General features: G+C 51.7%; 22 protein-coding genes and 1 pseudogene. 11 read left to right on the top strand and 12 right to left on the bottom strand.

What is annotated here, in order from left to right; all coding sequences use genetic code 11:
- Nucleotides 1-17: 17 nt before the first annotated feature.
- From ACR8BN_RS21480 to ACR8BN_RS21455, 6 genes are all read left to right on the top strand, one after another.
- Nucleotides 18-977 (top strand): ABC transporter permease, encoded by a 960-nt coding sequence (locus tag ACR8BN_RS21480; RefSeq protein ID WP_033760938.1) that lies wholly within the window; start codon nucleotides 18-20, stop codon nucleotides 975-977.
- Nucleotides 977-1,924, top strand: a complete 948-nt coding sequence (opp4C, locus tag ACR8BN_RS21475; RefSeq protein ID WP_033760940.1) for an oligopeptide ABC transporter permease — start codon at nucleotides 977-979, stop codon at nucleotides 1,922-1,924. Before ACR8BN_RS21480 ends, opp4C begins: the two co-directional genes overlap by 1 nt.
- The gene (locus ACR8BN_RS21470; RefSeq protein ID WP_434747699.1) at nucleotides 1,921-2,901 is read left to right on the top strand and encodes an ABC transporter ATP-binding protein; all 981 of its coding nucleotides are present in this window, start codon (nucleotides 1,921-1,923) and stop codon (nucleotides 2,899-2,901) included. Before opp4C ends, ACR8BN_RS21470 begins: the two co-directional genes overlap by 4 nt.
- Nucleotides 2,898-3,872, top strand: a complete 975-nt coding sequence (locus ACR8BN_RS21465; protein WP_033773706.1) for an ABC transporter ATP-binding protein — start codon at nucleotides 2,898-2,900, stop codon at nucleotides 3,870-3,872. Before ACR8BN_RS21470 ends, ACR8BN_RS21465 begins: the two co-directional genes overlap by 4 nt.
- A gap of 370 nt (nucleotides 3,873-4,242) precedes the next feature.
- Entirely contained in the window at nucleotides 4,243-5,169 is a 927-nt protein-coding gene (locus ACR8BN_RS21460; protein WP_434747698.1) for a hypothetical protein, read from the top strand.
- Nucleotides 5,170-5,396: 227 nt separating this feature from the next.
- The gene (locus ACR8BN_RS21455; RefSeq protein ID WP_434747697.1) at nucleotides 5,397-5,813 is read left to right on the top strand and encodes a GNAT family N-acetyltransferase; all 417 of its coding nucleotides are present in this window, start codon (nucleotides 5,397-5,399) and stop codon (nucleotides 5,811-5,813) included.
- An 81-nt stretch (nucleotides 5,814-5,894) separates the two neighbouring features.
- Here the strand turns inward: ACR8BN_RS21455 and ACR8BN_RS21450 are convergent, their stop codons facing one another.
- The 4 genes from ACR8BN_RS21450 to ACR8BN_RS21435 all read right to left on the bottom strand — a co-directional run bounded on the left by ACR8BN_RS21450 (nucleotide 5,895) and on the right by ACR8BN_RS21435 (nucleotide 9,720).
- The gene (locus ACR8BN_RS21450; RefSeq protein WP_434747696.1) at nucleotides 5,895-6,353 is read right to left on the bottom strand and encodes a GNAT family N-acetyltransferase; all 459 of its coding nucleotides are present in this window, start codon (nucleotides 6,351-6,353) and stop codon (nucleotides 5,895-5,897) included.
- 754 nt (nucleotides 6,354-7,107) lie between these two features.
- Nucleotides 7,108-8,255 (bottom strand): IS3 family transposase gene (locus ACR8BN_RS21445; protein ID WP_434747518.1). Its coding sequence is split into 2 segments (ribosomal slippage): nucleotides 7,108-8,018 and nucleotides 8,018-8,255, totalling 1,149 coding nucleotides; the frame shifts between segments, so codons are not numbered across the junction.
- A gap of 22 nt (nucleotides 8,256-8,277) precedes the next feature.
- Nucleotides 8,278-8,571: a DUF2625 family protein gene (locus ACR8BN_RS21440; protein ID WP_434747695.1), complete on the bottom strand. Its 294-nt coding sequence runs from the start codon at nucleotides 8,569-8,571 to the stop codon at nucleotides 8,278-8,280.
- 246 nt (nucleotides 8,572-8,817) lie between these two features.
- A complete protein-coding gene (locus ACR8BN_RS21435) occupies nucleotides 8,818-9,720 on the bottom strand; it encodes a LysR family transcriptional regulator (RefSeq protein WP_434747694.1) in 903 nt (300 codons plus the stop codon).
- A 118-nt stretch (nucleotides 9,721-9,838) separates the two neighbouring features.
- Between ACR8BN_RS21435 and ACR8BN_RS21430 the strand changes: the two genes are divergently transcribed.
- Nucleotides 9,839-10,564, top strand: coding sequence for an SDR family NAD(P)-dependent oxidoreductase (locus tag ACR8BN_RS21430; RefSeq protein WP_434747693.1), 726 nt, complete (start codon nucleotides 9,839-9,841; stop codon nucleotides 10,562-10,564).
- A 408-nt stretch (nucleotides 10,565-10,972) separates the two neighbouring features.
- On the opposite strand, the gene ACR8BN_RS21425 is transcribed toward ACR8BN_RS21430, so the two are convergent.
- Nucleotides 10,973-11,299 (bottom strand): ArsR/SmtB family transcription factor, encoded by a 327-nt coding sequence (locus tag ACR8BN_RS21425; protein ID WP_231115747.1) that lies wholly within the window; start codon nucleotides 11,297-11,299, stop codon nucleotides 10,973-10,975.
- A 72-nt stretch (nucleotides 11,300-11,371) separates the two neighbouring features.
- Between ACR8BN_RS21425 and ACR8BN_RS21420 the strand changes: the two genes are divergently transcribed.
- A complete protein-coding gene (locus ACR8BN_RS21420; RefSeq protein ID WP_430018734.1) occupies nucleotides 11,372-12,364 on the top strand; it encodes a threonine ammonia-lyase in 993 nt (330 codons plus the stop codon).
- 208 nt (nucleotides 12,365-12,572) lie between these two features.
- Nucleotides 12,573-13,013, top strand: a complete 441-nt coding sequence (locus tag ACR8BN_RS21415) for a GNAT family N-acetyltransferase (RefSeq protein ID WP_162530325.1) — start codon at nucleotides 12,573-12,575, stop codon at nucleotides 13,011-13,013.
- 94 nt (nucleotides 13,014-13,107) lie between these two features.
- Here the strand turns inward: ACR8BN_RS21415 and ACR8BN_RS21410 are convergent, their stop codons facing one another.
- From ACR8BN_RS21410 to ACR8BN_RS21400, 3 genes are all read right to left on the bottom strand, one after another.
- Nucleotides 13,108-13,422 carry a cupin domain-containing protein gene (locus tag ACR8BN_RS21410; RefSeq protein ID WP_064703799.1) on the bottom strand — a complete coding sequence of 105 codons (315 nt, stop codon included), beginning with the start codon at nucleotides 13,420-13,422 and terminating at the stop codon, nucleotides 13,108-13,110.
- 322 nt (nucleotides 13,423-13,744) lie between these two features.
- On the bottom strand, nucleotides 13,745-14,365 hold the full coding sequence (locus ACR8BN_RS21405; protein WP_064703800.1) for a protein phosphatase CheZ: 621 nt from the start codon (nucleotides 14,363-14,365) through the stop codon (nucleotides 13,745-13,747).
- A gap of 340 nt (nucleotides 14,366-14,705) precedes the next feature.
- Nucleotides 14,706-15,389 (bottom strand): hypothetical protein, encoded by a 684-nt coding sequence (locus ACR8BN_RS21400; RefSeq protein ID WP_434747692.1) that lies wholly within the window; start codon nucleotides 15,387-15,389, stop codon nucleotides 14,706-14,708.
- A gap of 309 nt (nucleotides 15,390-15,698) precedes the next feature.
- On the opposite strand from ACR8BN_RS21400, the gene ACR8BN_RS21395 reads away from it, so the two are divergent.
- The gene (locus tag ACR8BN_RS21395) at nucleotides 15,699-16,010 is read left to right on the top strand and encodes a cupin (protein ID WP_115764326.1); all 312 of its coding nucleotides are present in this window, start codon (nucleotides 15,699-15,701) and stop codon (nucleotides 16,008-16,010) included.
- On the opposite strand, the pseudogene ACR8BN_RS21390 reads toward ACR8BN_RS21395, so the two are convergent.
- Nucleotides 16,011-16,747, bottom strand: a pseudogene (locus ACR8BN_RS21390) (alpha/beta hydrolase).
- 168 nt (nucleotides 16,748-16,915) lie between these two features.
- Nucleotides 16,916-17,521 carry a glutathione transferase GstA gene (gstA, locus tag ACR8BN_RS21385; RefSeq protein WP_434747691.1) on the bottom strand — a complete coding sequence of 202 codons (606 nt, stop codon included), beginning with the start codon at nucleotides 17,519-17,521 and terminating at the stop codon, nucleotides 16,916-16,918.
- A gap of 129 nt (nucleotides 17,522-17,650) precedes the next feature.
- Between gstA and ACR8BN_RS21380 the strand changes: the two genes are divergently transcribed.
- Complete coding sequence (locus tag ACR8BN_RS21380) at nucleotides 17,651-18,541, top strand: LysR family transcriptional regulator (protein WP_434747690.1); 891 nt, start codon at nucleotides 17,651-17,653, stop codon at nucleotides 18,539-18,541.
- 196 nt (nucleotides 18,542-18,737) lie between these two features.
- Here the strand turns inward: ACR8BN_RS21380 and ACR8BN_RS21375 are convergent, their stop codons facing one another.
- Nucleotides 18,738-20,255 (bottom strand): hypothetical protein, encoded by a 1,518-nt coding sequence (locus ACR8BN_RS21375; RefSeq protein ID WP_434747689.1) that lies wholly within the window; start codon nucleotides 20,253-20,255, stop codon nucleotides 18,738-18,740.
- A gap of 245 nt (nucleotides 20,256-20,500) precedes the next feature.
- Entirely contained in the window at nucleotides 20,501-21,469 is a 969-nt protein-coding gene (locus ACR8BN_RS21370) for a YiiG family protein (RefSeq protein WP_064703828.1), read from the bottom strand.
- Between the last annotated feature and the right edge of the window lie 43 nt (nucleotides 21,470-21,512).

Genomic DNA, 21,512 nt, shown 5'->3' with positions numbered 1-21,512 from the left:
GTTGTCATGAGAAAGCTATGCGAAATTTTATCCTCAGACGACTGCTGCAAACCCTGCCAATGCTGCTGCTCGCATCACTGATTATTTTTATGCTTTTCGCGAAAACGCCAGGCGACTTTATCGACGGTAACATTACCCTCACCGCTGCCCGCGCCGCCGAACTGAAAGCTATTTATGGACTCGATCAACCGATCCTTACCCGCTATCTGCATTGGCTCGGCCAGTTGCTGCGCGGCGATTTGGGGTTCTCGCTGCAATACCAAATTCCGGTGAGTCAGCTACTTAACCAGTACATCTGGAACTCTTTCCTGCTGGCAAGCGTTGCGCTGGTGTTTTACTGGAGCATCGGGCTTGCGGTGGGCATTGCCTCGGCGCTGAAACCCAATTCGCTGTTCGATCATCTGGTGAGCGTGTCGGTGTTCGCTGCCATGTCTTTCCCGACCTTTTTTCTCTGCCTGTTGCTTATTAAGTGGTTCGCAGTCGATCTGCATTGGTTGCCAGTGGGCGGCATGACCAACACCGGCAGCGACGATAACGGCTGGGTGTGGGTGATGCAGGTTGCGGCGCATCTGGTGTTACCGGTCATGGCGCTGGTGATGTTGCAGGCGGGCAGCCTGACGCGCTATTTCCGTGCCAGCATGCTTGACGTAGTGAAGATGGATTTTATCCGCACCGCGCGTGCTAAAGGGCTGCGCGAACGCACAGTGATCCTTAAACACGCGCTGCGCAATGCGTTGCTGCCAATCATCACCCTGTTAGGTTTTGAGCTGCCGGGGTTGTTTTCCGGCGCGATCATCACCGAAAAGGTGTTTAACTGGCCGGGCGCAGGGCATATTCATATTGATTCTCTGGCCGCCCGCGATTATCCGGTGCTGATGGGGTTCACCCTGTTTCTGGCGGTATTAACCATTGTGGGCAACCTGATTGCCGATATATTGTACGCGTGGGCCGACCCGCGCATTCGCGTGAGGTCGTGATGTTCGGTTCCCTTTTCTCAACGAATCGCCGCTTACGCAAGGCGGAAATTCCGGCGATGGCGCAGGCCACACCTTCTCCGTGGCACCAGGCGTGGAAAGCGCTGCGCCACAATCATCTGTCGATGCTGTGCCTGGTTCTGCTGGTAATCATGACCATCTGGTGCGTGCTGGGGCCGGTGTGGTCGCCGTGGAAAGATGACGCCACCGATGCGCTGATGATCAACAAACCGCCTGGCGCAGAACACTGGCTGGGCACCGATTTTCTTGGCCGCGATATTTATACCCGCCTGCTGCTTGCCGGTCGTATCTCGCTGATTATTGGCCTGATGACCATGCTACTTTCGGTGGCTCTGGGCTACCTGCTGGGTGCGGTATCCGGCTATGCCGGCGGCTGGACGGACAAACTGATTATGCGCATGGCGGATCTGGTGATGACGATTCCCAGCCTGCCGCTGCTGATTGTTGCCGGAGCGATGTTGTCTGAGCTCGATTTTTCGTCTGATTCGCGCATCTACATGGTAGTGGTGATGCTTAGCTTGCTGGAGTGGCCGAAGCTGGCGCGGCTGGTGCGCGGGCAAATCCTGTCACTGCGCGAACGCGATTTTATGCTGGCGACGCAGGTCCTGGGCCTCTCTTCGCGCCGCCGCCTGTTCGGTCATCTGTTGCCGAACACCATACCCATTCTGGTGGTGATGGCGACCATGGCGGTGGCCAACGCCATCCTGATGGAATCCGCGCTTAGCTACCTCGGCCTTGGCGTCGTACCGCCAACGCCCTCATGGGGCAATATGATGGACGCGGCCAACAGCCTGATCGACTTTCAGCGCCGCCCATGGCTGTGGATGCCGCCGGGCATTGCCATTTTTCTCACCGTCATCGCTATTAATGTGCTGGGCGATGGCCTGCGCGATGCGCTGGATCCGAAGATGAAACGGAGCCTGAAATGAGCGAGCCGCTAATTACCTTTAATAACTTATCCATCTCCTTCGCCAGCGAGCAGGGGCGTGTGCGCGCTGTACAGGATGTCTCCTTTACCATTCAGGCAGGGCAAACCATTGGCGTTGTTGGTGAATCTGGCTGCGGCAAAAGCGTTACCGCCATGTCGCTGATGGGACTGTTACCGCCGCAGGTTGCGCGTATCGACGGCGGAGAAATCCGCTTTGAGGGCACCGATCTGCTTGCCCTGAAGCCGTCGAAAATGGCCGATCTGCGTGGTAATCAATTAGCGATGATCTTTCAGGAGCCGATGACAGCGCTCAATCCAGTGCTGACCATTGGCGAGCAGCTTTGTGAACCGCTGATACGCCATCGCGGCGAAACACCAAAAGCGGCCTGGACGCACGCCACGCAACTGATCACCGATGTCGGACTCGGGCGTGCGGAGAGTCTGATGGGCTGCTATCCGCATCAGCTTTCCGGCGGCATGTTACAGCGCATCATGATTGCCATGGCGTTAAGCTGCCAGCCGAAGCTGCTGATTGCCGACGAGCCAACCACGGCGCTGGATGTCACCGTGCAGGCGCAAATCCTGCGCTTACTGCGCGACCAGGCGCGGGCGCAGCAGATGGCGCTGATGCTGATCACTCATGATTTGGGGGTTATCGCGCAGATGGCGGAACATGTCGTGGTGATGTACGCCGGGCGCATCGTTGAACAAGGCCCGACTGCCGATGTGCTACACAACCCGCTGCACCCTTATACCAAAGGGCTTATCGCATCGCGCCCTGTTCCGGGCGAGCACCGACGCCGCCTCTACTCCATTCCCGGACAGGTGCCTGACCTGGCCGAACTGCCGCCGTACTGCGCGTTCTATGATCGCTGCGAACGTAGAACCGCGCAGTGCCACGCGGTCATTCCGCCGCTGATCGGGCATACGCGGCAAGCCGCATGTATTCACAGTGAGTTAGCGGAGCCGATCGCATGAGCCAGCAATATGTTATTGAAGTGGACGAGTTGAAAAAGCATTTCTCGCTACGCGACGGGCTTTTTGGTCAGGAAACCGGACAGCTACGCGCTGTGGACGGCGTCAGTTTTAACATTCGACCTGGCACTATTTTTGGCCTGGTGGGCGAATCCGGTAGCGGTAAAACCACCGTAGGACGCACGCTGCTGGGGCTTTATGACAAAACGGCAGGTAGCGTGAAGTATCGTGGTCAGGAGTTGCAGGACCTGACGCCGAAACAGATGCGCGCGCTGCGCCCGAAAATCCAGTTGGTATTTCAGGATCCTTACAGCTCGCTGAATCCACGCATTCGAATAGGTGATGCAATTGGGGAAGCAATGCTGGAACACACGCTGTGCAGCAAAGAAGAACTGCGCGACAAAGTGCTGGAGGTAATGAAAATCTGTGGACTGGCGCCGCAGCATTACAATCGCTTTCCCCATGAGTTTTCCGGCGGCCAGCGCCAGCGTATCGGCATCGCCAGAGCGCTGATTCTCAACCCGGATTTTATAATTGCCGACGAACCCATCTCGGCGCTGGATGTCTCTATTCAGGCGCAAATCATTAACCTGTTTTCCGATTTGCGTGATGACCATGGCGTCACCTTCCTGTTCATCTCTCACGATCTCGGTGTCGTGGAGCATTTGTGTGATGACGTAGCAGTTATGTATCTGGGGAAACTGGTGGAAACTGCCAGCCGCGATGCGCTGTTCAGCCAGCCGCTTCACCCCTACACCCAGGCGCTGCTGGCGGCGGTGCCGACGCTCGCTCCTGGAAGCTTATCCGTGCCGGTGGTGCAGGGGGAAATCCCGGATCCTTCGCGCCCGCCCTCGGGCTGTCGCTTCTCTTCCCGCTGTCCGCAGGCAACAGTACGCTGCCGCACAGAAATTCCGGAACTGCGCGAAATGCGCCCCGGCCATCAGGTGGCGTGCCACTGGGTGCAGCTGACGTAATAAAAAAGAGAGGTTTCATCCTCCCTGGTTGATGGAGTCTGACATTCAATGATGTAAAAAACCACGCCAGTCAGTATCAGAAATTAATCCTGATACGACCCTGTCTGAAAAGGTCATAAAAGCCTATCTGACCTGCTCCCAGCAAACTGACATAGCAATGTAAGCAAGTTCCGCTTCTGGTACAAAGCAGCCGGTTTTGCCTTCTTGACTGAAGGGGTAATTATCTAAGAGCCTTCTCATCTTTTTTAGACTAACGCCCTACAATCGTTTTATCATTTTTAAACTTATCGGGCCGTAAGTTTAGCAACGCTCAGGTGTGGAAAAGCGTAAAACAAGCAAGATACATAAGGAATGAAGATAAGGGACAGGCATGACTGTATATTCAAACTCTGATGCGGCAAGGGACTTACGCCCGGCATTAGACAAGGCACCCATTGGCGCTGTGAACGGTGAATGGTTCTTTATTACGGAACAGGCTGGTGTTTCCTCGCAATATGGAGGTTACATGTATGCTGATGGGAGTCACATTACTGCTGGTGACCATGTTTTTCAGAGGGTCTGCAACGTTGTCGATAAACTCGAAGCATCACAGATACAGTCCTTTAATAAGGTTATTGTTCGCTGGACTAAGTCTAAAATACCGTTCATGCGCGGGCACGTTACGGTTGACACAATTTTCGATGAGACAATAGTGCCGCGCGGTCCTCTGAGTCCGATGTATGAGGCTGCCGCTGTCGCAAGGCGAGCATTCTGGAAAAGGTATGGCGACGTGTCAGATAGCTTTATTGCTGAAAGAGATGACGCAAACGTACACAACCAGACGAAGTGGTTCGGGCCCCATCGCCGGGTACTCAGTACCAAAAGCAGCACCAAATTAACGCTAGCTACCGATGGTCTCTCGACGCCCTGGGCCGGCATTGCAGACCCGGAAAACGGCGTAGAATGCGAACTTTTCATGGAGCTGGATGCTTCAGATAATACCAGCCAGCAGATTGATGACTGGGCTCATTTGTTAATTAGCTTGGGGGATCTCGTTGCCGACGGCTATCAGGTCGCTGCCGATGTTGAAAAATATAGAGCCATACTGTTTTGCTCTCTTACCGACGACTATAAACCTATGACCCGCATCATTCTCAGCCGTGATGCTCGTCAGATTGAAGGTTTGCCTTTCGGTTCAGTTCCGCTGATCCGTGTAACGCCGATAGCAGAGGCAGAGATTGAAAATCATGACCAGTCAGATGGATGGGCATCAAACGCAGCAAGGCATGCACTCGCGGAACGGCGGATAGAAACGTAGATAATTATCACATGGTTATTAACGTCTTCTACAGAGAAGAGTGAACCGGTCAACTTTCTTGAGGAAGATCAGCATCAAATTATCAAAATTTGTTCTGCTTTAAGTAAAGAGCAGACGTTTCACTTTTGACAGCTGAAGGTTTCCAATAGGTTGAACATAACTTCACTGTTGCGAATTATTGCTCATAAGCTTATAAAATCAGAAACCTATATGGAAATGAAGGCACTATGCACATTTCAATCAGAAAGTTACTGCCGCTAGAATGGGATCATGCTTACAGTCTGATTTCACAGCTACGGAACATTTCCAAAGAAAAATTTATCGAAAGCGTCAGAATTCAGACGTTGAACGGTTATGAACTTGTTGGCGCATTTGGCAATGAGAAAATGCTTGGCTTGATGGGTTTCCGTCCCGTTCATACTCTGGCCAGAGGATCACATCTCCATATTGATGATTTGATCGTAGATGAGGCTTTAAGAAGCAAAGGGATAGGGAAAAAATTGCTGGATTTTGCCACTACTGAATCAGAAAGCAGGGATATGAACTTCGTGTTCCTTGATGCCCGACAGCAGGCGATACCCTTTTATGAACGGAATGGTTTTGTGGCTCACACATCACCTTCAATGAAAAAGCCTCTCCGATAAAACCAGATAGCCTGTTCATAGGTGGGGGTGCGGACATTATAACTTTGCATCTATACCTTTAATTACCATAAGAACATGAATTTAAAGAATTTTTTTGCACATATAAACACTCAACGGATCTGTTGCATAAGGTGGGAATGGATTGCATATCTCATAACCGCATCTACGATAAAGTGCTATCGCCGGCTGCTGGTGAATCCCTCTTTCAAGCTGCAATAGGCTCGAATTCTTTTTTGAAGCAATCGTCTCGATCGCGCTGACTATCTGTTCTCCGAGCTTCCTGCCCCGATATTCCGGTCGAATATAAACCCGCTTAATCTCAGCTGAGCCATTTTCATGAAATAGCAAAGCACCACAACCTGCAGGTAAGCCACCTTCATCACGTACGATAATGCACCGGAGCTGCTCATCAGTAACTGTTGAAAGATCCAGGCAGTGATTACTTTCTGTAGAATATAGCGCGTTCTGAAAGGCATCGAGTTCGCTTACCAGCCACAGTAGGTCAGAATCACCTTTATCTACTTCTGAAATGCTGAACATTCGCTATCCTAGATTCAGTTTTAACTACTGAATCTAGGATAATGTTCCATCTATGACGGCTTTTAGTATTTAACATAGGAGTGCATGTGCAACTTCCGCTTCTGGCACAAAGCGGACGGTCAAAGTCAGTAGCGTCTGAAGCCGTTTCTGTATTCAGAATTGTTGCTGCCCTGCTTGTACCCTGAGTATGGTATGTCGGATTGTATTAAATTCACTAGCACTAGCACTAGCACTAGCACTAGCACTGGCGCTTAGCCCGGTATTAAGACGTTCTGTAATTACATATCAACCTGAGCGGAGATTACGTCTGGCGAAAAAACCTCATATTGGGACAGGGGTAAATACCGCGCATTACGCTCAGTGGATAGTAGTTTGTACAGAAAACAGGCTTAGCGTAGGATATTTTCCGTTTTCCAAGCAGCCCCTTTAGGTTGATTTAACAGAAACTTTACCTGTTAAATCACAGTATGTATTTCTAACTTCCTCTGCCAGCGTTACGGCTAAGGTCGGCTTGACCATTACAGACTCCAGTGAACGCTGATTTCTGTTCACGTCTGCCCGGCACCAGACCTTGTAGAGGCTATGCATAACTATTAACTGTGAGGTGGTACGCAGTGCTTTTGTTTGATTATCTTCAAAACCTTATTCCAGACTTAACACCTGAATGCACTAAAGTTCATCTGGCTCGCTTTAATGGGACAGACAACCCGCTCGACGTTTACGTAGCCGGTAAGTTTGAATCGCCACGGATAATCTAGACACTTCCGAGCCGTTGATAATACTGGTTTTCATATTCTGTCGGTGACATCTGATTGCTCGAACCATGCCGACGCTTACTGTTATAAAACATTTCGATGTAATCAAAAATATCGCTGCGGGCTTCTTCCCGCGTTCCGTAGATCTTTTTCTTTATCCGTTCGCGTTTCAGCAACTGGAAAAAGCTTTCTGCAACCGCATTATCGTGACAGTTACCGCGACGGCTCATGCTCCCCTCCAAGCCGTGTGATTTCAGGAACGACTGCCACTCATGGCTTGTGTACTGACTGCCCTGGTCCGAGTGAACCAGCACCTGTTTTTGGGGATTACGCCGCCATACAGCCATCAGCAGTGCGTTCAGGACAATATCCTTTGTCATCCGGGATTGCATTGACCAGCCGATAATTTTGCGTGAGAACAGATCAACAACCACAGCAAGATACAGCCAGCCTTCGTGGGTCCTGATGTAGGTTATGTCCGTTACCCAACGCTTATCCGGAGCATCCGGATTGAACTGTCGCTGGAGCCTGTTGGGCGATACGATACTGGCCTCGCCTTTGCGTGCCCGCGGGCTCCGGTACCCGACCTGAGCCTTTATCCCGGCACGATTCATCAGTCGCCAGACTCTGTTCACTCCGCACTGTTGCCCGCTATCCCGCAAGTCCAGATGGATCTTGCGATAACCATAAACGCAACCGGACTCCAGCCAGAACTGTTTGATCTGTCCCGTCAGTCTCAGATCTACCTGGTGGCGCTGAGAATACGGTTGCTTAAACCAGGCGTAAAAGCCACTGGGATGAACATCCAGCACCCTGCAGAGCAGACGAACAGGCCAGCAACGGGAGTTGTCACGAATAAAGACGTACCTCAGTCGGACAGCTTTGCGAAGTACGCCGCGGCTTTTTTTAATATGTCCCGTTCGTCAGTAACCCGCTTCAACTCCTTCTGGAGTCGGCGGATCTCGGCCTGAGCATCTGACTGTTCTTTATTAGTGGATGAGTCCGGACCGTACTTCTTTATCCAGGCGTAAAGGCTGTGGGTGGTGATATCGAGACGTGTTGCAACGCTGGAAACAGAATGACCGCGATCAATAACCTGTTTGACTGCTTCAATTTTAAACTCTTCGGGATAACGCTTACCGCTCATGGGCACCTCTCTTTAAGCCATCTTAAATGACTCTGAGGTGTCTGTTAAACCCGTGGCGATTCAGAGCTCGTGCCAGCTTGTGATGACCAGAGCCTAAAATCCGCAACCAGCCATTATCAACCAAGATGCCTCCCGTTTCGTATAACACAGCGCCTAGCGGGGAGAGCGTTGTAACCTGAAGCTGATGTAAGGCAGTTCTTGCGAGCGTCGGGTCACAGGGAAGCACTTCATAATTATTGTTCGCTTCTTTCAGCCATTGCTGCACCATAAGCCAGCCAGAGCTTTGCTGAGCAATTAATTCAGTCAGTTCCCTCATGCATTATCCTTTATCGCACTTCGCATCTTTAGCTTATATATCGGACGACTAGCCGATAACTGAACATGGTCACTTACATGCTCCTTTAGAAAAACATAGCATTAGGTTAGCAAGGTCCGCTTCTGGCACAAAGCGGTCTGAAACGCGACCCATACCTCCGGTGCGCTTTAACCTGCCACAACCCGTCAAAACAGAGGTGCGCTTGTTAGCCGAGCTCAATATCGACTGGCGGGCCTGCTACTGCAGTCAATTGAGCGGTTCAGGCATTGACTGTACCTCTTTCAGAAAATCTACAAAAGCGCGCAGAGGTGCTGACATAAAGCTGCTGGGAAAGTAGAGCCAGGGACCTTCAAATTCGGACCACCACTCCGAAAGCACAGGCTGCAGTTCACCCGTCGTAAAGCAGGGCTGCAGCCAGTTTTCAAAGACGCCGATAATGCCCTGACCCTTTTTTGCCAGCTCAATTGCGCCTGAAGCGCCATTGACACCGATAATCAGGCGACCAGCAGGGTTGACGCTGACGGTTTCTCCGTTGCGTTCAAATTCCCAGGGTATCAGCGCGCCGCTGGAATACTTAAGGCGAATGCAGTGATGTTCGGCCAATGCCGTCGGGTGAACGGGGAGACCGCGCGAAGCAAGGTAGTCGGGTGCCGCCGCGAGAGCCAGACGCTGTCGGCGTGGGCCGACAGGAACGGCAACACTGTCCCGGGCCAGATGTTCGCCATAGCGTATGCCTGCATCGCAGCCTTCCGCCGTGGCATCAACAAGGCGATCGTCCACCATAATCTCCACCCGCAGCAACGGATGGCGATCGAGAAATTGCTCAAGCAGGGGCGGAAGAATATCGACCATCACCGCACCCGTCACGTTCAGCCTGAGTAGCCCGCGCACCTCCCGCTGAGAACTTGCCACGTCATTCATCACCGATCTCATTTCGCTCAGCAGAGGTGCCATGCGATCGGCCAGCATCCGGCCTGCTTCGCTGGGCGTTACGCTGCGGGTTGTGCGGATAAACAGCGGAACGCCCAGACTGACTTCCAGCGCGGTAATCCTCTCACTGACCGTTGAGGGTGCCAGGCCTAACGTTTTAGCCGCGGCCCGGAAACCCTGACCCCTGAAGACGGCAAGAAATATCGCGACATCATCCATCTCAACTTCCGTTACTGTTCGCCTTTCCGAACAGCGTATTCGTATTGCAGCCTCTTATCAAACAGCTCTGAGAGATTTATAACTCAGATACTCCTGCATAAATCACTGAGGCAACAACATGAAGAAGAGAACGGTTTTAATTACCGGCGCAAACAAAAGTATTGGCTTTGAAACGGCCAGAGAGATGGGGAAACTGGGATTTAATGTCTGGCTGGGTTGCCGCGATGGGGTGCGCGGTCAGGATGCTGTCAGCCGGTTGCTGTCGGAAAGCATTAAAGCGCGGCTGGCTATCATTGACGTGACAGACCAGGAAAGTGTTGATGCGGCCGTCGGGCAGATAAAGTCAGAAGATGGAAAACTAGATGTGCTGATCAACAATGCGGGTATTCCCGGAACCTGGCCCATCGCGCCTGAGTCACAGAGCATCAGCGATATTATGACGGTGTATAACACCAACGTTTTCGGCGTCATCAGAGTAACGCAGGCTTTTCTGCCGCTGCTCAAACTGGGCGAGGAACCCCGGATTATCATGGTCAGCAGCGGGCTGGGATCGCTGGAATGGGTATCTGACAAAGCGCATCCCTACTCTCAGGTAGCGGCACTGGGCTATACCAGTTCAAAAACGGCATTAAATGGCGTTACGGTGGCATTTGCCAATTCACTGTCTGAGTATGGCATCAGCGTAAACGCAGTTGACCCGGGATATACGGCCACCGATTTTAACGGACATACCGGTTACCGGACTGTATCCCAGGCGGCCAGGGGGATCGTCTGGCTCGCTGCTGAAGCATCCCAGACAATCACCGCAGGATTCTTTTTGGATGGAGAGCGCGCACCCTGGTGAATCTCGTCTAATAAAAGCATTCCACCTGCCTGGATGGGGCAGGTTGGTTGACGGGATGCGGCAGAACACCTGGCGTGTCATGCGCAGTCGATTCTCAAATATGTCCGAATCATCCTGAAGAAAAATAAGCGGCTCAATATTTCTTAGCGCATCTGAATGTAATTTATGGCCGCCTCAGGCACGGATCGTACAGAAAGTTAGGTCATAAGGTCCGCTTTGAACGAAAAGCGGACCCAAACCTACACGCTGGTCATCAGCCGGGGTAGTTTCTGAATTTAAACGGCAGTTTTGCAGAAGATGACAACAGATAACGATGACCGAATAAATTTATCTGAAAGGCGGGCACGGCAGGAGCGAGATATACACACACACTGGATTTAGTGCCCTGTAAATACACATACTGACCGATTATGGCTGTTCAGGTGAACCAGTCGCCTGCTTCCCATATCCAGACAACATTGCCGTTGCTTCATCCATCCGTTGACGATCAAGTTTATAGAACACCCAGTTCTTGATACGTTTCGATGTCACAATCCCAGCTTTAGCAAGAATTTGCAGATGGCCTGTCACGGTGGGCTGACTCAGACCAATTTTTTCGGTGATAAATCCGACACACACACCATCCTTAACCAGATCGCCGTCCTGCTGCACCGGAAAATGTGACTCTGGGTCGGACAGCCATTCAACAATCACGAGCCGATGCTCATTACCAAGGGCACGAAAAATATCGGCCATTAATGTCTTTGAGTTGTACATATAGCCAATCGCCTATATAGTCATTTTCTTATATAACTTTAGGGGAATACTATGACAAACCACAGACAAAGGCTAACAGACAGTGTCACGCTGAAAGATATTTATGCAGCTTCCGGGCGAATTAAATCAACAGTATGCAAAACTCCGCTGGAGCTTTCGCACCCGCTGTCTGCTCTTGTCGGGACGGAGGTCAGGCTCAAGATGGAAAATCTTCAGCATACGGGTAGCTTTAAGCTGAGAGGTGCTGCAAACGTTCTTGCCAGTCTTAATGCAGACCAGCGACGTGCCGGCGTCATCGCCCCGACGGCAGGGAATCATGGTTTAGGGCTTGCCTGTGCGGGACATGCGGCAGGCATACCCGTATCCATATTCTTACCGTTTTCAGCAGACCCGATTAAGGTTTCTGCAATGAAAAGTTATGGTGCGCAGGTTACGTTTTTTGACAACATTGAAGATGCAAGGCAGGAAGCCATTGTCGAAGCGCAACAGTCCGGCGCTACGTTCGTCTCAGCCTATAATAATCAGCAGATGATTGCCGGAGGCGGCACCGTCGGTCTGGAAATCATGGAAGACTGGCCAGACGCTGACGTTATTCTCGTAAACATTGGCGGCGGCGGGCTGGCCTCCGGTATCGCAACAGCCATCAAGGGCATAAACCCCGCAGCCGAAGTGTGGGCAGTGCAGAGTGAAGCAAGTCCGACGTTTGCGCGCTGGAAAGAAACTGGTGAGGCGATCCCAGTGGAAATATCGTCGTCAATCGCCGAAGGCATAAGTGGCTATATAGAGCCTGAAGCGATGACCTGGCCACTTATACGCGATCGCGTCGATCGTGTTCTTCTGGTTTCAGAAGCCGAAATCAAAGCAGCGATGCTGTTAATGCTTAATTTGCACAGCCATGTTGTAGAGCCTTCAGGCGTACCCGCAGTTGCGGCAGCCATCCGTTATGCAAAAGAACTGAGCGGGCGTAAAGTTGTCTGCGTGGTGAGCGGTAGAAACATATCGGGCTCCCGCTATCTCAAATTAGTTAATGAGGCGTCACTGTGAAGAAACGGTGCGGAGTTAAAGTCGGCTGAGCTCTTATTGCGCAACGTTCTTATCATAACGGCTTCATTCATTACGCAGGCTTTGAGGTAGTGCCGCCTTTGACGGCCTGCCGTTTAACAGCCTTTTCGCTCAAAATTTTATGGTTCGTTTAAGGGAGTGTCAGGCATCATCATCAAAAAATATTTTTGTCATACAAGGAGTAGGACTAATGAATATAAATACAAGAACAGCCCGGGCTTCTGATGTTGATAGTATTTTCGAAGTCAGGACCTCAGTACGCGAGAATTATTTGAGTCGTGAAGAAATGCGTCAGTTGGGGATCACCGAAAGCGTCGTGGCCGATATGATTGAAAAGAGTCTTTGCGCCTGGGTGGCGGCTGAAAGCGACAAAATAGTCGGCTTTTCAATGATTTTGCCGGATGAAGGCTGTCTTTTTGCGGCCTTTGTTCTCCCGGAATATGAAGGCAGAGGTATAGGTCGAAGGCTGGTTTTTCTCGCCGAGCAGGAATTATTTAAACATCATGAGGTTGCGTGGCTGGAAACCGATAAAAATAGTCGCGCGGCGAAATTTTACATGCAGTTCGGCTGGGGTAATAAAAAAGAGATTAACGATACCGATATCAAACTGGAGAAACATCGCAGCGTGTAATCTACTGCAACTTTCATAAATGTCCGCTTATGGCATAAGGCGGACATCTGCATCAGGCAAATTATCTTCTGAGCAAATATCGGACAAACTATCGTTAGGCTACTCGTGTTTCTGGCAAATCTATGATAACCAGGGTGCCAAAACTGCCTTTTTTTACAGTATGAGGAATCCCAGCTTTGGCTACATAAAGCTGGCCAGAAGTTACAGAGATTTGTTTTCCTTTCACGCTCAGTTCAAGACGACCATCAATGACCAGTAACCCTTCGTCATACTCATGTACCTCTTCAATTACAGAGCGTTCATCCATTCGTAAAACTTTGAGATTCGCTGTGCCAATGTGGCCTAATACCTGAGAGTGCCAGGCCTCTGGTAATGCATGTGATTCAATTCTAAGGTCATAAAGCGACATAACGTCACTCCTTTGAGTGTTCTTTTAATGCTTTTATGCCATATATATTTCCTACCGTCATATAATAAATATGGGAAAATAAATCGAATAAGAGACTATACCATTCCTTTTTATGCTCTTATTTCTGAAGTGCCAGATTCTGCAATCTGGCCTGGTCAGAACCCTGTTTATCAACGGGCCGATAGGTAAATCGTGTCAGCTAATAGCGCAAAGCGGACATTTAGCCGCAATAGCGTGTTTGCTGTCAGACGAACTGTTTGTCCTGCGCAGACCCTTTAATCATTAATTGTCATTTCAAATCGCGTATTTTCTTCGGGTCGGCTTACATTCCCAGACTGGCCAGCAGGTCGTCCACATCATCCTGACTGGCAGGAGTCTCTGGTACGGAGGAAGGTTTAGACGGCGCAGTGCGCTCGGTGGTGCTGTGTGAGCCAGTATTATCGCGGATGACCTGTATCAGTTGCTGCTCAGCCTGATTCAGCACGGCCATCATAGCCTGCACAATCTGTCCTGTGAGGTCCTGGAAGCCCTGAGACATCATAATCGCGTGCAACTGCTGTTGCGTCAGACCCGTGACACGGGGGACATCATTCAGCAAGGCAACGGTATCTGCAGCTAATGCCTGGGTCTGTTCTTTGTCTGACAGCGTACCGGAAGTGGCATCCCAGCGTTGCGTGAGTTTCTCCGCTTTTTCTCCCAGATCGGTTTGCAGAGGCTGCGTGATTTCTACGCTGTTGATTACGCCCTCTGCTGCTTCGCGGGTCATTGTGACGACATAACCCAGCCTTTCACGGGCGTTAGGGATGCTTCCCGCCACATCGGCGATGGTTTTATCAAGCCCCAGCTGTTGCAGACTGTCGCGAAGCTGCCGCAGGATGAAGCCAGCACGCGCCGTAATTTCGCCAATTTCCTGATGCTTACTATGGGTGTCGGATGGTGACATGGATGTTGTTTCCTGCGTACAGAGTTTCGATACCTGAGGTTATCGGCAGCTCGCGGCGGTTTTTTAAATTTCCTGAGGTTTTTACTCGTGTAAAAAGTGACATGATGTGAATGAGGCGCCATAGGGCTAACGATATCAGGGTTGTGAAAGACAGAAAGTGTTGCGCGCAGGCTCTGTTTTTTCAGCCGGAGAGGGTAGTCAGGTATAGAGCGAAATGTGTGCGGGTTAATGACTGTTATGAGCGAAAACAGGGGCGTATTACCCACTTCTGAAACGTTTACGCGAGGGCAGGCAGAGGAAACTAAGACATCTTATTTATCATGTAATTACTTCGTCTTAATTAATCCGCCAACGGATAACATTTTGTCCAGTTGTAGTTGACCCTCACCAGTTTTAAATCTCCATCTACATCCCCAAAATTAATGGTCTGATGTCCATAAATAAACTCACGAACGGATGCGGGTAAAAAATCAGCGCCATAGCGCAGAATCGTGCTGTGCCAGAAGGGTGCCGGTAATGGGCTGCCGTTATGACGCATCAGCAACTCATTTTTCCAGTGCGAATCCAGAACTTTTTCGCAGAATGAGTGGCGCATGGCTATTGCCGAACTATCAGGGATCCCCGCAAGCAATAACTGACTGGGCAATGCAACTAACCGCAGATCTCTGATAACAATTTTTATCGCATCAAATTCGCTCCAGATATTCGTCAATTCATCGATTTTTTCGTGCAATGGCTCGTTTTCGTTATAGAGCGGCAGGGTAAGGGGCAGGAAGGTAAAATGGAAACCCTGTGTGGGCAGAATATCGGCAAGGGGATCATCCTCTGTGAGCTGCTGTAATTCACAAATAAGACGTGAGACATCAAAGGACACCGGCGGCTGAATGCCCGCTGCAAGAGCCAGCTTTACAGGATCGTAGTAATTTCCCTGTTTAACTGTTCCAACTCCTGCATTTTCCGACCAGATGGAGACGGTGTTCTCGTTGGCAGAACGATACAGACTTTGCAGATTTATCGATTTCATTACAGACCTTTGGCATTGGTATGAACAGAGGCGATTCGTCATCCATGCGATTTCAGCCTATAACTGTTCAGAAGTATCCCTGTGGCTAATCGTGAACACATTACCATACCCTCAACGCCTGCTCTGGCATAAAGCGGACATGTGCGGTGTCGGGTTTGCCTGAACAGTATTGCGACCTTCCCGCTCTGCCCCTAAACGGACAACCAGAGGACAGATCAGGACAAGAGATGCCTGACGTATAGAATCCATCAACTCTCTCTGATATTGATGATGTCGATGGCGTAAATCACTTCTGTTGAGAGAGTTAAAATGAATTTTTATTGCAGTAAGGAATTTACCGGCTCGAAGGCCTGGGACTCACAGCATATTGCCAGCTTCGATAATGTCAGCGTGAAACTTCACTGGACCGATCAGCCTTATAAGTGGCACATCAACGATGGTCAGGAGGTTTTTGCTGTCATGGATGGATGTGTTGAAATGCATTATAAAGATCAGGGCGAAGTTAAAAGCCGGGTACTCAACGCCGGTGATATTTTTTATGCCAGTGAAGGGACAGAGCATATTGCCCGTCCACAGGGCGTCGCCCGCGTGCTGGTAATTGAAAAAGAGGGATCGGTTTAATTAAGGTGATTCATTATCTGGCTGAGCCATCCAGCCAGTGACAAAACGGGAGATCTCTTCTCCCAGATTGAGAATAAAGGCGTCGCGTGATGGGTGGGTGTCAATGATATGCGGCGGCAGGATGTTCATGAAGGTAAAATGCCCGGCATCTTTCACCACGCAAAGATCCGTCTTAGTTCGAATATCTAATTCATCTTTGATGAACAGCGCTTGCGATGGCGGTGTCAGGGTGTCCTGCTCGCCAGTCCAGATCCTGACAGGCACTTTCACGGAGGCGAGGGCCGAGGGTGCTCTGAAAAAATCCGCAGGTGGCGCTAACGCACCAGTTGATTCAAATCCTGTCTGCCTGCATATGTCACCTTCTCTCCGGTGCGAGTCCAGGCCGTCGCCCCGGCGTGCATCAACAGAATCACAGTGCCGAGTGAGTGTCCGACGCCGGAAATCGAGGCATAATGTTGACAAAACGCATCGCGGGCGAGGACAAGCCTTTGGCTGCGTTCCAGTAAGTCAGCCTTTGAGGGCGTGGAAGAGGTTAACCGTTCGAAATGGGGCGCTACTACTGAAATACCATTGCGGCTAAAGGTCTGCAGAAGCTCAAGATGACGCAATGGACTTCCGCCAGCACCTGCCGCAAAAAGGATGCACTGGCTGGCTTCATTCACCTTCAATAACGTGACGTCAAAATTCCTGTCGGCATGCCTGATGACAGAGGTTTCCGCCCTGGTGTTGTTAATCATAAAGCCGACTCCCCGCTAAAAGGTCAGTCTGGAGATACTAACCTGTTCCCGGTGAAACGATAAATTTCCGTCCGCTTCTGGCTCCAGACTACCGTTACGCAAGGCGCCAGCAGCAGATCAAGGATCGGTTATTCATACTCTGGCATCAGGCCACCAATCTGTCCGCGCTTACTGCGTCGCCTCTGCACGTAATGCCGCCTGTACAGCAGGGCGCGCACTGATATTTGCTCTGTATGCCACCAGCGCAGGCCAGCGATCCAGTTCAATGCTGAAGAACTTACACCAGCCCAGTACGGTGAAAAGGTAGGCGTCAGCAATGCTGAATGATGGCCCCATCAGAAACGCTTTTTCGGCGAGCGTATCCTGCAAAAAGTCGAACCGCCGGAAGAGTTTTTCACGAAACAGTGACAGGACAGCCTCGGGCAGCGATTTGTTGAACAACAGAGCGGAACCCGCGTGGATTTCACTGGTAATGAAGTTCAGCCACTCCTGCAGTCGAACACGCGCCCAGCTGCCTGCTGGCGGTGCCAGCCCGCTTTCCGGCCTCAGGTCGGCGAGGTACTGCACAATCGCCGGCCCTTCAGTCAGTATCTGCCCGTCGTCCAGTTCCAGTGCAGCAACATAGCCCTTGGGGTTGATAAGGCGAAAGTCGCGTCCGTCAGAGGTGAGCTTGCTCCTGTTATCCACTTTAACCAGCTCAAACTCCAGTGCGAGTTCACGCAGCACGATATGGGGTGACAGCGAACAGGTATCCGGGGCGTAATAAAGTTTCATGTCTTCTCCGTTAACATTGAAAGCGATGTGAGATTCTCTTTGTCGTTACGGAACAGACTGTGCTTAACGCAGAGGATTCTGTAAAATTAATACTTCAATAATTAACTATTAGCTGGGCTACTGATAACCATGATGAATCTTCTGCACTGGCGCTTGCTGGTGGCGGTGGCCGATGCCAGCAATATTTCGCGTGCTGCTGAAACGACAGGCATGACACAGTCCGGTGCCAGCCAGGCTATCGCCCAGTTAGAATTGTCACTCGGGTTCCCGGTATTCGTGCGTGAGCGTCGGTACATCGGTGTTACTGCGCTGGGAGAGCAGGTCATTGAACATGCCAGAATTATGCTGTCGCAGCTCAACGCCATCCGCGTGCTGGCTGATGAGAGCCGGGGTTTAAAGGGTGGACGCATTCGGCTTGCCAGCTTTCCCTCTGTGACGTCCACACTCCTGCCTGGGCTGTTGCGTAACTTCAGGCGTCTGCATCCGGGCATGGAGGTGGTGGTGCTGGAAGGGACGGATGAAGAAGTTGAGGAGTGGCTTGCAGCGGACACCGTTGAGCTGGGGGTGATAATGAACCCCGTACCCGGACGTGCTGAGGTGATACTGGGACAGGACGCATGGGTCGCCGTCATGCCAGCCAGCGCTCCGCACATCGGTCAGTCAGGCGCGAACGGTATAACCCTGCAGGAACTGGCAGACCAGCCCTTTGTGCTTGCAACAGGCGGATGCGTCGTTAATGGCAAAAGCCTGATTGAACACTCAGGATGCCACCTCTCTGACGTGCGGGTAAAAGTCCGCGACTGGATCAGCGCCTGCATGCTGGTGCGTGAAGGCATGGGGGTCGCGCTGGTGCCGGAATCAGCCCTACCAGCGGAACGGCGCGGCCTGTCAGTGATGCCGGTCATTCCGCCTCTGCACCGTGAATTCGGGCTGGTCTGTTCGCCTTCCGGAAAAGCTTCTGGCGCGACGCAGGCACTCCTGAACGGACTGCGTAAAGGGCAGGGTAATATCTCCGGATAAACCCAATGCACAGCTGACTTTAACCGCCATTACCCGATCATAAACAGCAGAATGGCTGGCCGGGAAAGAGAGGTCTGCAGACTCTCCCGCCCGCGATCCTTTCTCAACTCGCGTCTTAACGCTTTGCCGCATAAGGTGATCGGGGCGAATAACGGTTTTATGGCGTGGCGGAACACGCCTGAATCATCGGGATGGCTCAGAATTCGCGTAACTGGTCGAACAGCTGATACAACCGCGGCTGATCCACAAGCGTGGCGCCTTGCTCGCCCAGTTTCTGCTCCAGCGGGTTCAGAACATCGCACAGCACACTGTAGATCTCCTCACGCTCGACCGTCTCGATCGCCTTTGAACGCCGGTCGATGAGATTAAAGGCTTCGGTGTAGGCGGTTACGGCGGCGGTTAACAGGCTCGCCACATCCATGCTGCTATCGATGTTGTTCGTGGCAGCCCGCAGGTTTTTGTAAGCCAGCGCTGCTTTTTTGGCATAAGTGGCCGAAATATGTTCGCGGCCATCCCAGTCCCGGAACGGATTGTGCAGATTCTCAGCCAGCCATTCCGGCTTGCGTGCTTTACTCAGCGAGAGATCCAACCCCTGAGTTGCCGCCTTTTTATAAGCGGCTCTGACAGAGCTGATCACGTCAAGCGGGACGCTGGTCATCCACAGGCATGAGAGATTGGGCAACGCTTCTGGTGAGGGAAAGTCAGCCGCGCTGAAGCCAAACAGGTCGAAGAAGGTCAGCATCTGCAACTGTGGCAGTGCGGCAATACGATGCATATTGCTGGCTACGCCGGGATTTCCCCAGATGCGCAGTTCAGTTAAACAGGGAAAGCGCTCAACGACTGGCGCCAGGTCAATCTCTTTAACGCCTGTCAGTGACAATGCCCTGAGCCGGTCAATACCCTGCAGCACAGGCAAAGCCTGCGAACATTGCAGGCACAGGTTGCGCCCTTCCTGATCAGCCTCTACCTGAAAACCTGACGAAGGCGTTGCGGTGAGTGACAGCAGGGAGAGATCAGGATTCAGACGCACGCGGCTGACGCCTTCCGGGTTCAGAATAAAACGCGACAGACGGGTCGCCCCGACATCGATTTCGCTGACGACAGCGGATTGCCAGTGCAGCTCATTAATGAAGTCATGCTGCTGTATATAGGCCATCAGTTCCGGGGTGCCATGACTGGTTTCGATGGTCATCAGGCAGGGCAGGCGATCCAGTTCAGAGAGATCGGTCAGGGTTTGCAGGAGGTGGTCATTGATACGGGTGGTGTCCTGGCGAAGTGTCTGGCCGCCGACAACCACGTTGTGCGCGCCTGAAGCAGCCTTAAACCGCGTACGGCTGGCCGGGTCGATCTTCTCCCAGTTTCGCTGACGAACCAGACTGTCTCCCACGTCCCAGCCGAACTTGTAGGCGTTTACTTCCTGATCTGCCAGCGGCGGCAGGTTGGCAATCAGCACATGTCCCGGTGGAACATTGGCGGAGACATAACCGTGATCGAAGCTGTCTTTGACAAAATAGTAGCTGCAGCGCAAAGGCTGCATACGGCTGGCCTCCGCCCTGTCAGGCAAATGATAACCTGCCCAGTCGAGCTGGAGTATGGCTGCAAGGACTTTGCCTTTGGCATTAGCAGGCTGCTGGAGGTGTGTCACCTGACAGGCGACGTACTGCTGCAACTGCGGGGAATACACGCTGTAGATATCGCCGACCTTTGCTTGCACTCTCGCTCCTCTCAGTCAAAAATTTTACAGTCAGAAAATCTGATGCAGCGGGCATCCTGCTCAGGGATACGCTTTGCCACGGATCTCAGATCCATCCAGCACACTAGCCTGGCATGACGTTTTAACGAAATGCTGGCGCGTGAACATTTTTATGTTTTTCGCGGCATGTGGCAGAGTCAGCCGGGTTGCACGCAACAGCCCGACTGACGAAGCCTGCCCGGAGGCAAGAGGGGCAGGTATTCAGCTTACAGGCGGTTACCGGCCTCAACCAGTTCGTTATAGGATTTTAAAACGCGCATCGGTGAACCCGATACCATCCAGCCAGAATTGCCGCTTCCTTTCAGCAGACTCTGCTCACCCGTGCTGTAAGGTGTTTTATCGCGAATCCGACGCATGCGATCTTTGCAGTCTTTCAGGAAGGTTCCGGCATTATCCTGGAAGATGGACCAGGTTAATGGCTTGCCCGCTTCGCTGGCCGTTGCCTTTTCTGCCTCATTCAGCAGCGTACTGTAAGCATCAATCGCTTTTGTCATCTCTGCCACGTCGGGAGCGGAGGAGGTAAACAGGGTGGCCAGTGGTTTGGCCTGTGTGACTAATGCCAGGCGGTAGTAGCGACTATGACGGCCCTCAGACTTTTCAATCTCAACGAGTTGCGCAGCAACGACCTCATTGTTCTCTTTTTCAACTTCGGCACCGAACTGGTCGCTGGATTTCATAAAGCTGTTAAACGCCTTCATGAGTGGCGGATGCATTTGCCTGGCTTTCGCGAAGCCATCATCCTTGTAATCTTCCTGACTGTAGTAAAGATGAGCCTGCGAAACCAGCGGCTGCAATGTCGTTAAATCCGTCAGATACTGTGTTGCTGCAGCATCCAGCGCCGGTAAAGCCGGTTTAGCCTTCGATGCCTCGTTGATGGCTTTAGTGCAGCTCTCCAGTTCATAAGGCGTAACCTCGCCCAGTACGTTGACGCTGCGCTCTTTGCCGGTTGGCCCCTTTTCAGCATTCGCCATCCAGCTCACATAGCGCAGGGCACTATCGCGAACCGATCCATCCGTAGTGTTAAAGCAACCCACATAGGCGTTTAATTTTGTGGTGAGTTGCGCAGCGCTATCCTCCGCAACAGTCTGGGGTTGACTCTGCGGGGCGGGTTTTGCATCCGCTTTGTCACTGTTGTCACATGCTGCCAGCGGCAGCACAAGGGCAGTCACCAGCATCCCGGGTATCATGGCCCTGCTTGCTCTTTTAAACACAATCGTT

The organism is Pantoea sp. Lu_F5_004 (assembly GCF_051136245.1).
Classification (GTDB): domain Bacteria; phylum Pseudomonadota; class Gammaproteobacteria; order Enterobacterales; family Enterobacteriaceae; genus Pantoea; species Pantoea agglomerans.
Note: the sequence above shows the minus strand (reverse complement) of the source record. Positions and strands in the feature narration are given on the sequence as shown.

Excerpts from the sequence above, each read along its gene's own strand:
- ACR8BN_RS21405 (WP_064703800.1), bottom strand. The coding sequence starts at position 14,365 with ATGTCACCATCCGACACCCATAGTAAGCATCAGGAAATTGGCGAAATT.
- ACR8BN_RS21400 (WP_434747692.1), bottom strand. The coding sequence starts at position 15,389 with ATGAAATCGATAAATCTGCAAAGTCTGTATCGTTCTGCCAACGAGAAC.
- ACR8BN_RS21440 (WP_434747695.1), bottom strand. The coding sequence starts at position 8,571 with ATGAGGGAACTGACTGAATTAATTGCTCAGCAAAGCTCTGGCTGGCTT.
- ACR8BN_RS21395 (WP_115764326.1), top strand. The coding sequence starts at position 15,699 with ATGAATTTTTATTGCAGTAAGGAATTTACCGGCTCGAAGGCCTGGGAC.
- opp4C (WP_033760940.1), top strand. The coding sequence starts at position 977 with ATGTTCGGTTCCCTTTTCTCAACGAATCGCCGCTTACGCAAGGCGGAA.
- ACR8BN_RS21460 (WP_434747698.1), top strand. The coding sequence starts at position 4,243 with ATGACTGTATATTCAAACTCTGATGCGGCAAGGGACTTACGCCCGGCA.
- ACR8BN_RS21470 (WP_434747699.1), top strand. The coding sequence starts at position 1,921 with ATGAGCGAGCCGCTAATTACCTTTAATAACTTATCCATCTCCTTCGCC.
- ACR8BN_RS21370 (WP_064703828.1), bottom strand. The coding sequence starts at position 21,469 with ATGCTGGTGACTGCCCTTGTGCTGCCGCTGGCAGCATGTGACAACAGT.
- ACR8BN_RS21465 (WP_033773706.1), top strand. The coding sequence starts at position 2,898 with ATGAGCCAGCAATATGTTATTGAAGTGGACGAGTTGAAAAAGCATTTC.
- ACR8BN_RS21415 (WP_162530325.1), top strand. The coding sequence starts at position 12,573 with ATGAATATAAATACAAGAACAGCCCGGGCTTCTGATGTTGATAGTATT.
- ACR8BN_RS21430 (WP_434747693.1), top strand. The coding sequence starts at position 9,839 with ATGAAGAAGAGAACGGTTTTAATTACCGGCGCAAACAAAAGTATTGGC.
- ACR8BN_RS21420 (WP_430018734.1), top strand. The coding sequence starts at position 11,372 with ATGACAAACCACAGACAAAGGCTAACAGACAGTGTCACGCTGAAAGAT.
- ACR8BN_RS21480 (WP_033760938.1), top strand. The coding sequence starts at position 18 with ATGCGAAATTTTATCCTCAGACGACTGCTGCAAACCCTGCCAATGCTG.
- ACR8BN_RS21410 (WP_064703799.1), bottom strand. The coding sequence starts at position 13,422 with ATGTCGCTTTATGACCTTAGAATTGAATCACATGCATTACCAGAGGCC.
- gstA (WP_434747691.1), bottom strand. The coding sequence starts at position 17,521 with ATGAAACTTTATTACGCCCCGGATACCTGTTCGCTGTCACCCCATATC.
- ACR8BN_RS21450 (WP_434747696.1), bottom strand. The coding sequence starts at position 6,353 with ATGTTCAGCATTTCAGAAGTAGATAAAGGTGATTCTGACCTACTGTGG.
- ACR8BN_RS21455 (WP_434747697.1), top strand. The coding sequence starts at position 5,397 with ATGCACATTTCAATCAGAAAGTTACTGCCGCTAGAATGGGATCATGCT.
- ACR8BN_RS21380 (WP_434747690.1), top strand. The coding sequence starts at position 17,651 with ATGATGAATCTTCTGCACTGGCGCTTGCTGGTGGCGGTGGCCGATGCC.
- ACR8BN_RS21425 (WP_231115747.1), bottom strand. The coding sequence starts at position 11,299 with ATGGCCGATATTTTTCGTGCCCTTGGTAATGAGCATCGGCTCGTGATT.
- ACR8BN_RS21435 (WP_434747694.1), bottom strand. The coding sequence starts at position 9,720 with ATGGATGATGTCGCGATATTTCTTGCCGTCTTCAGGGGTCAGGGTTTC.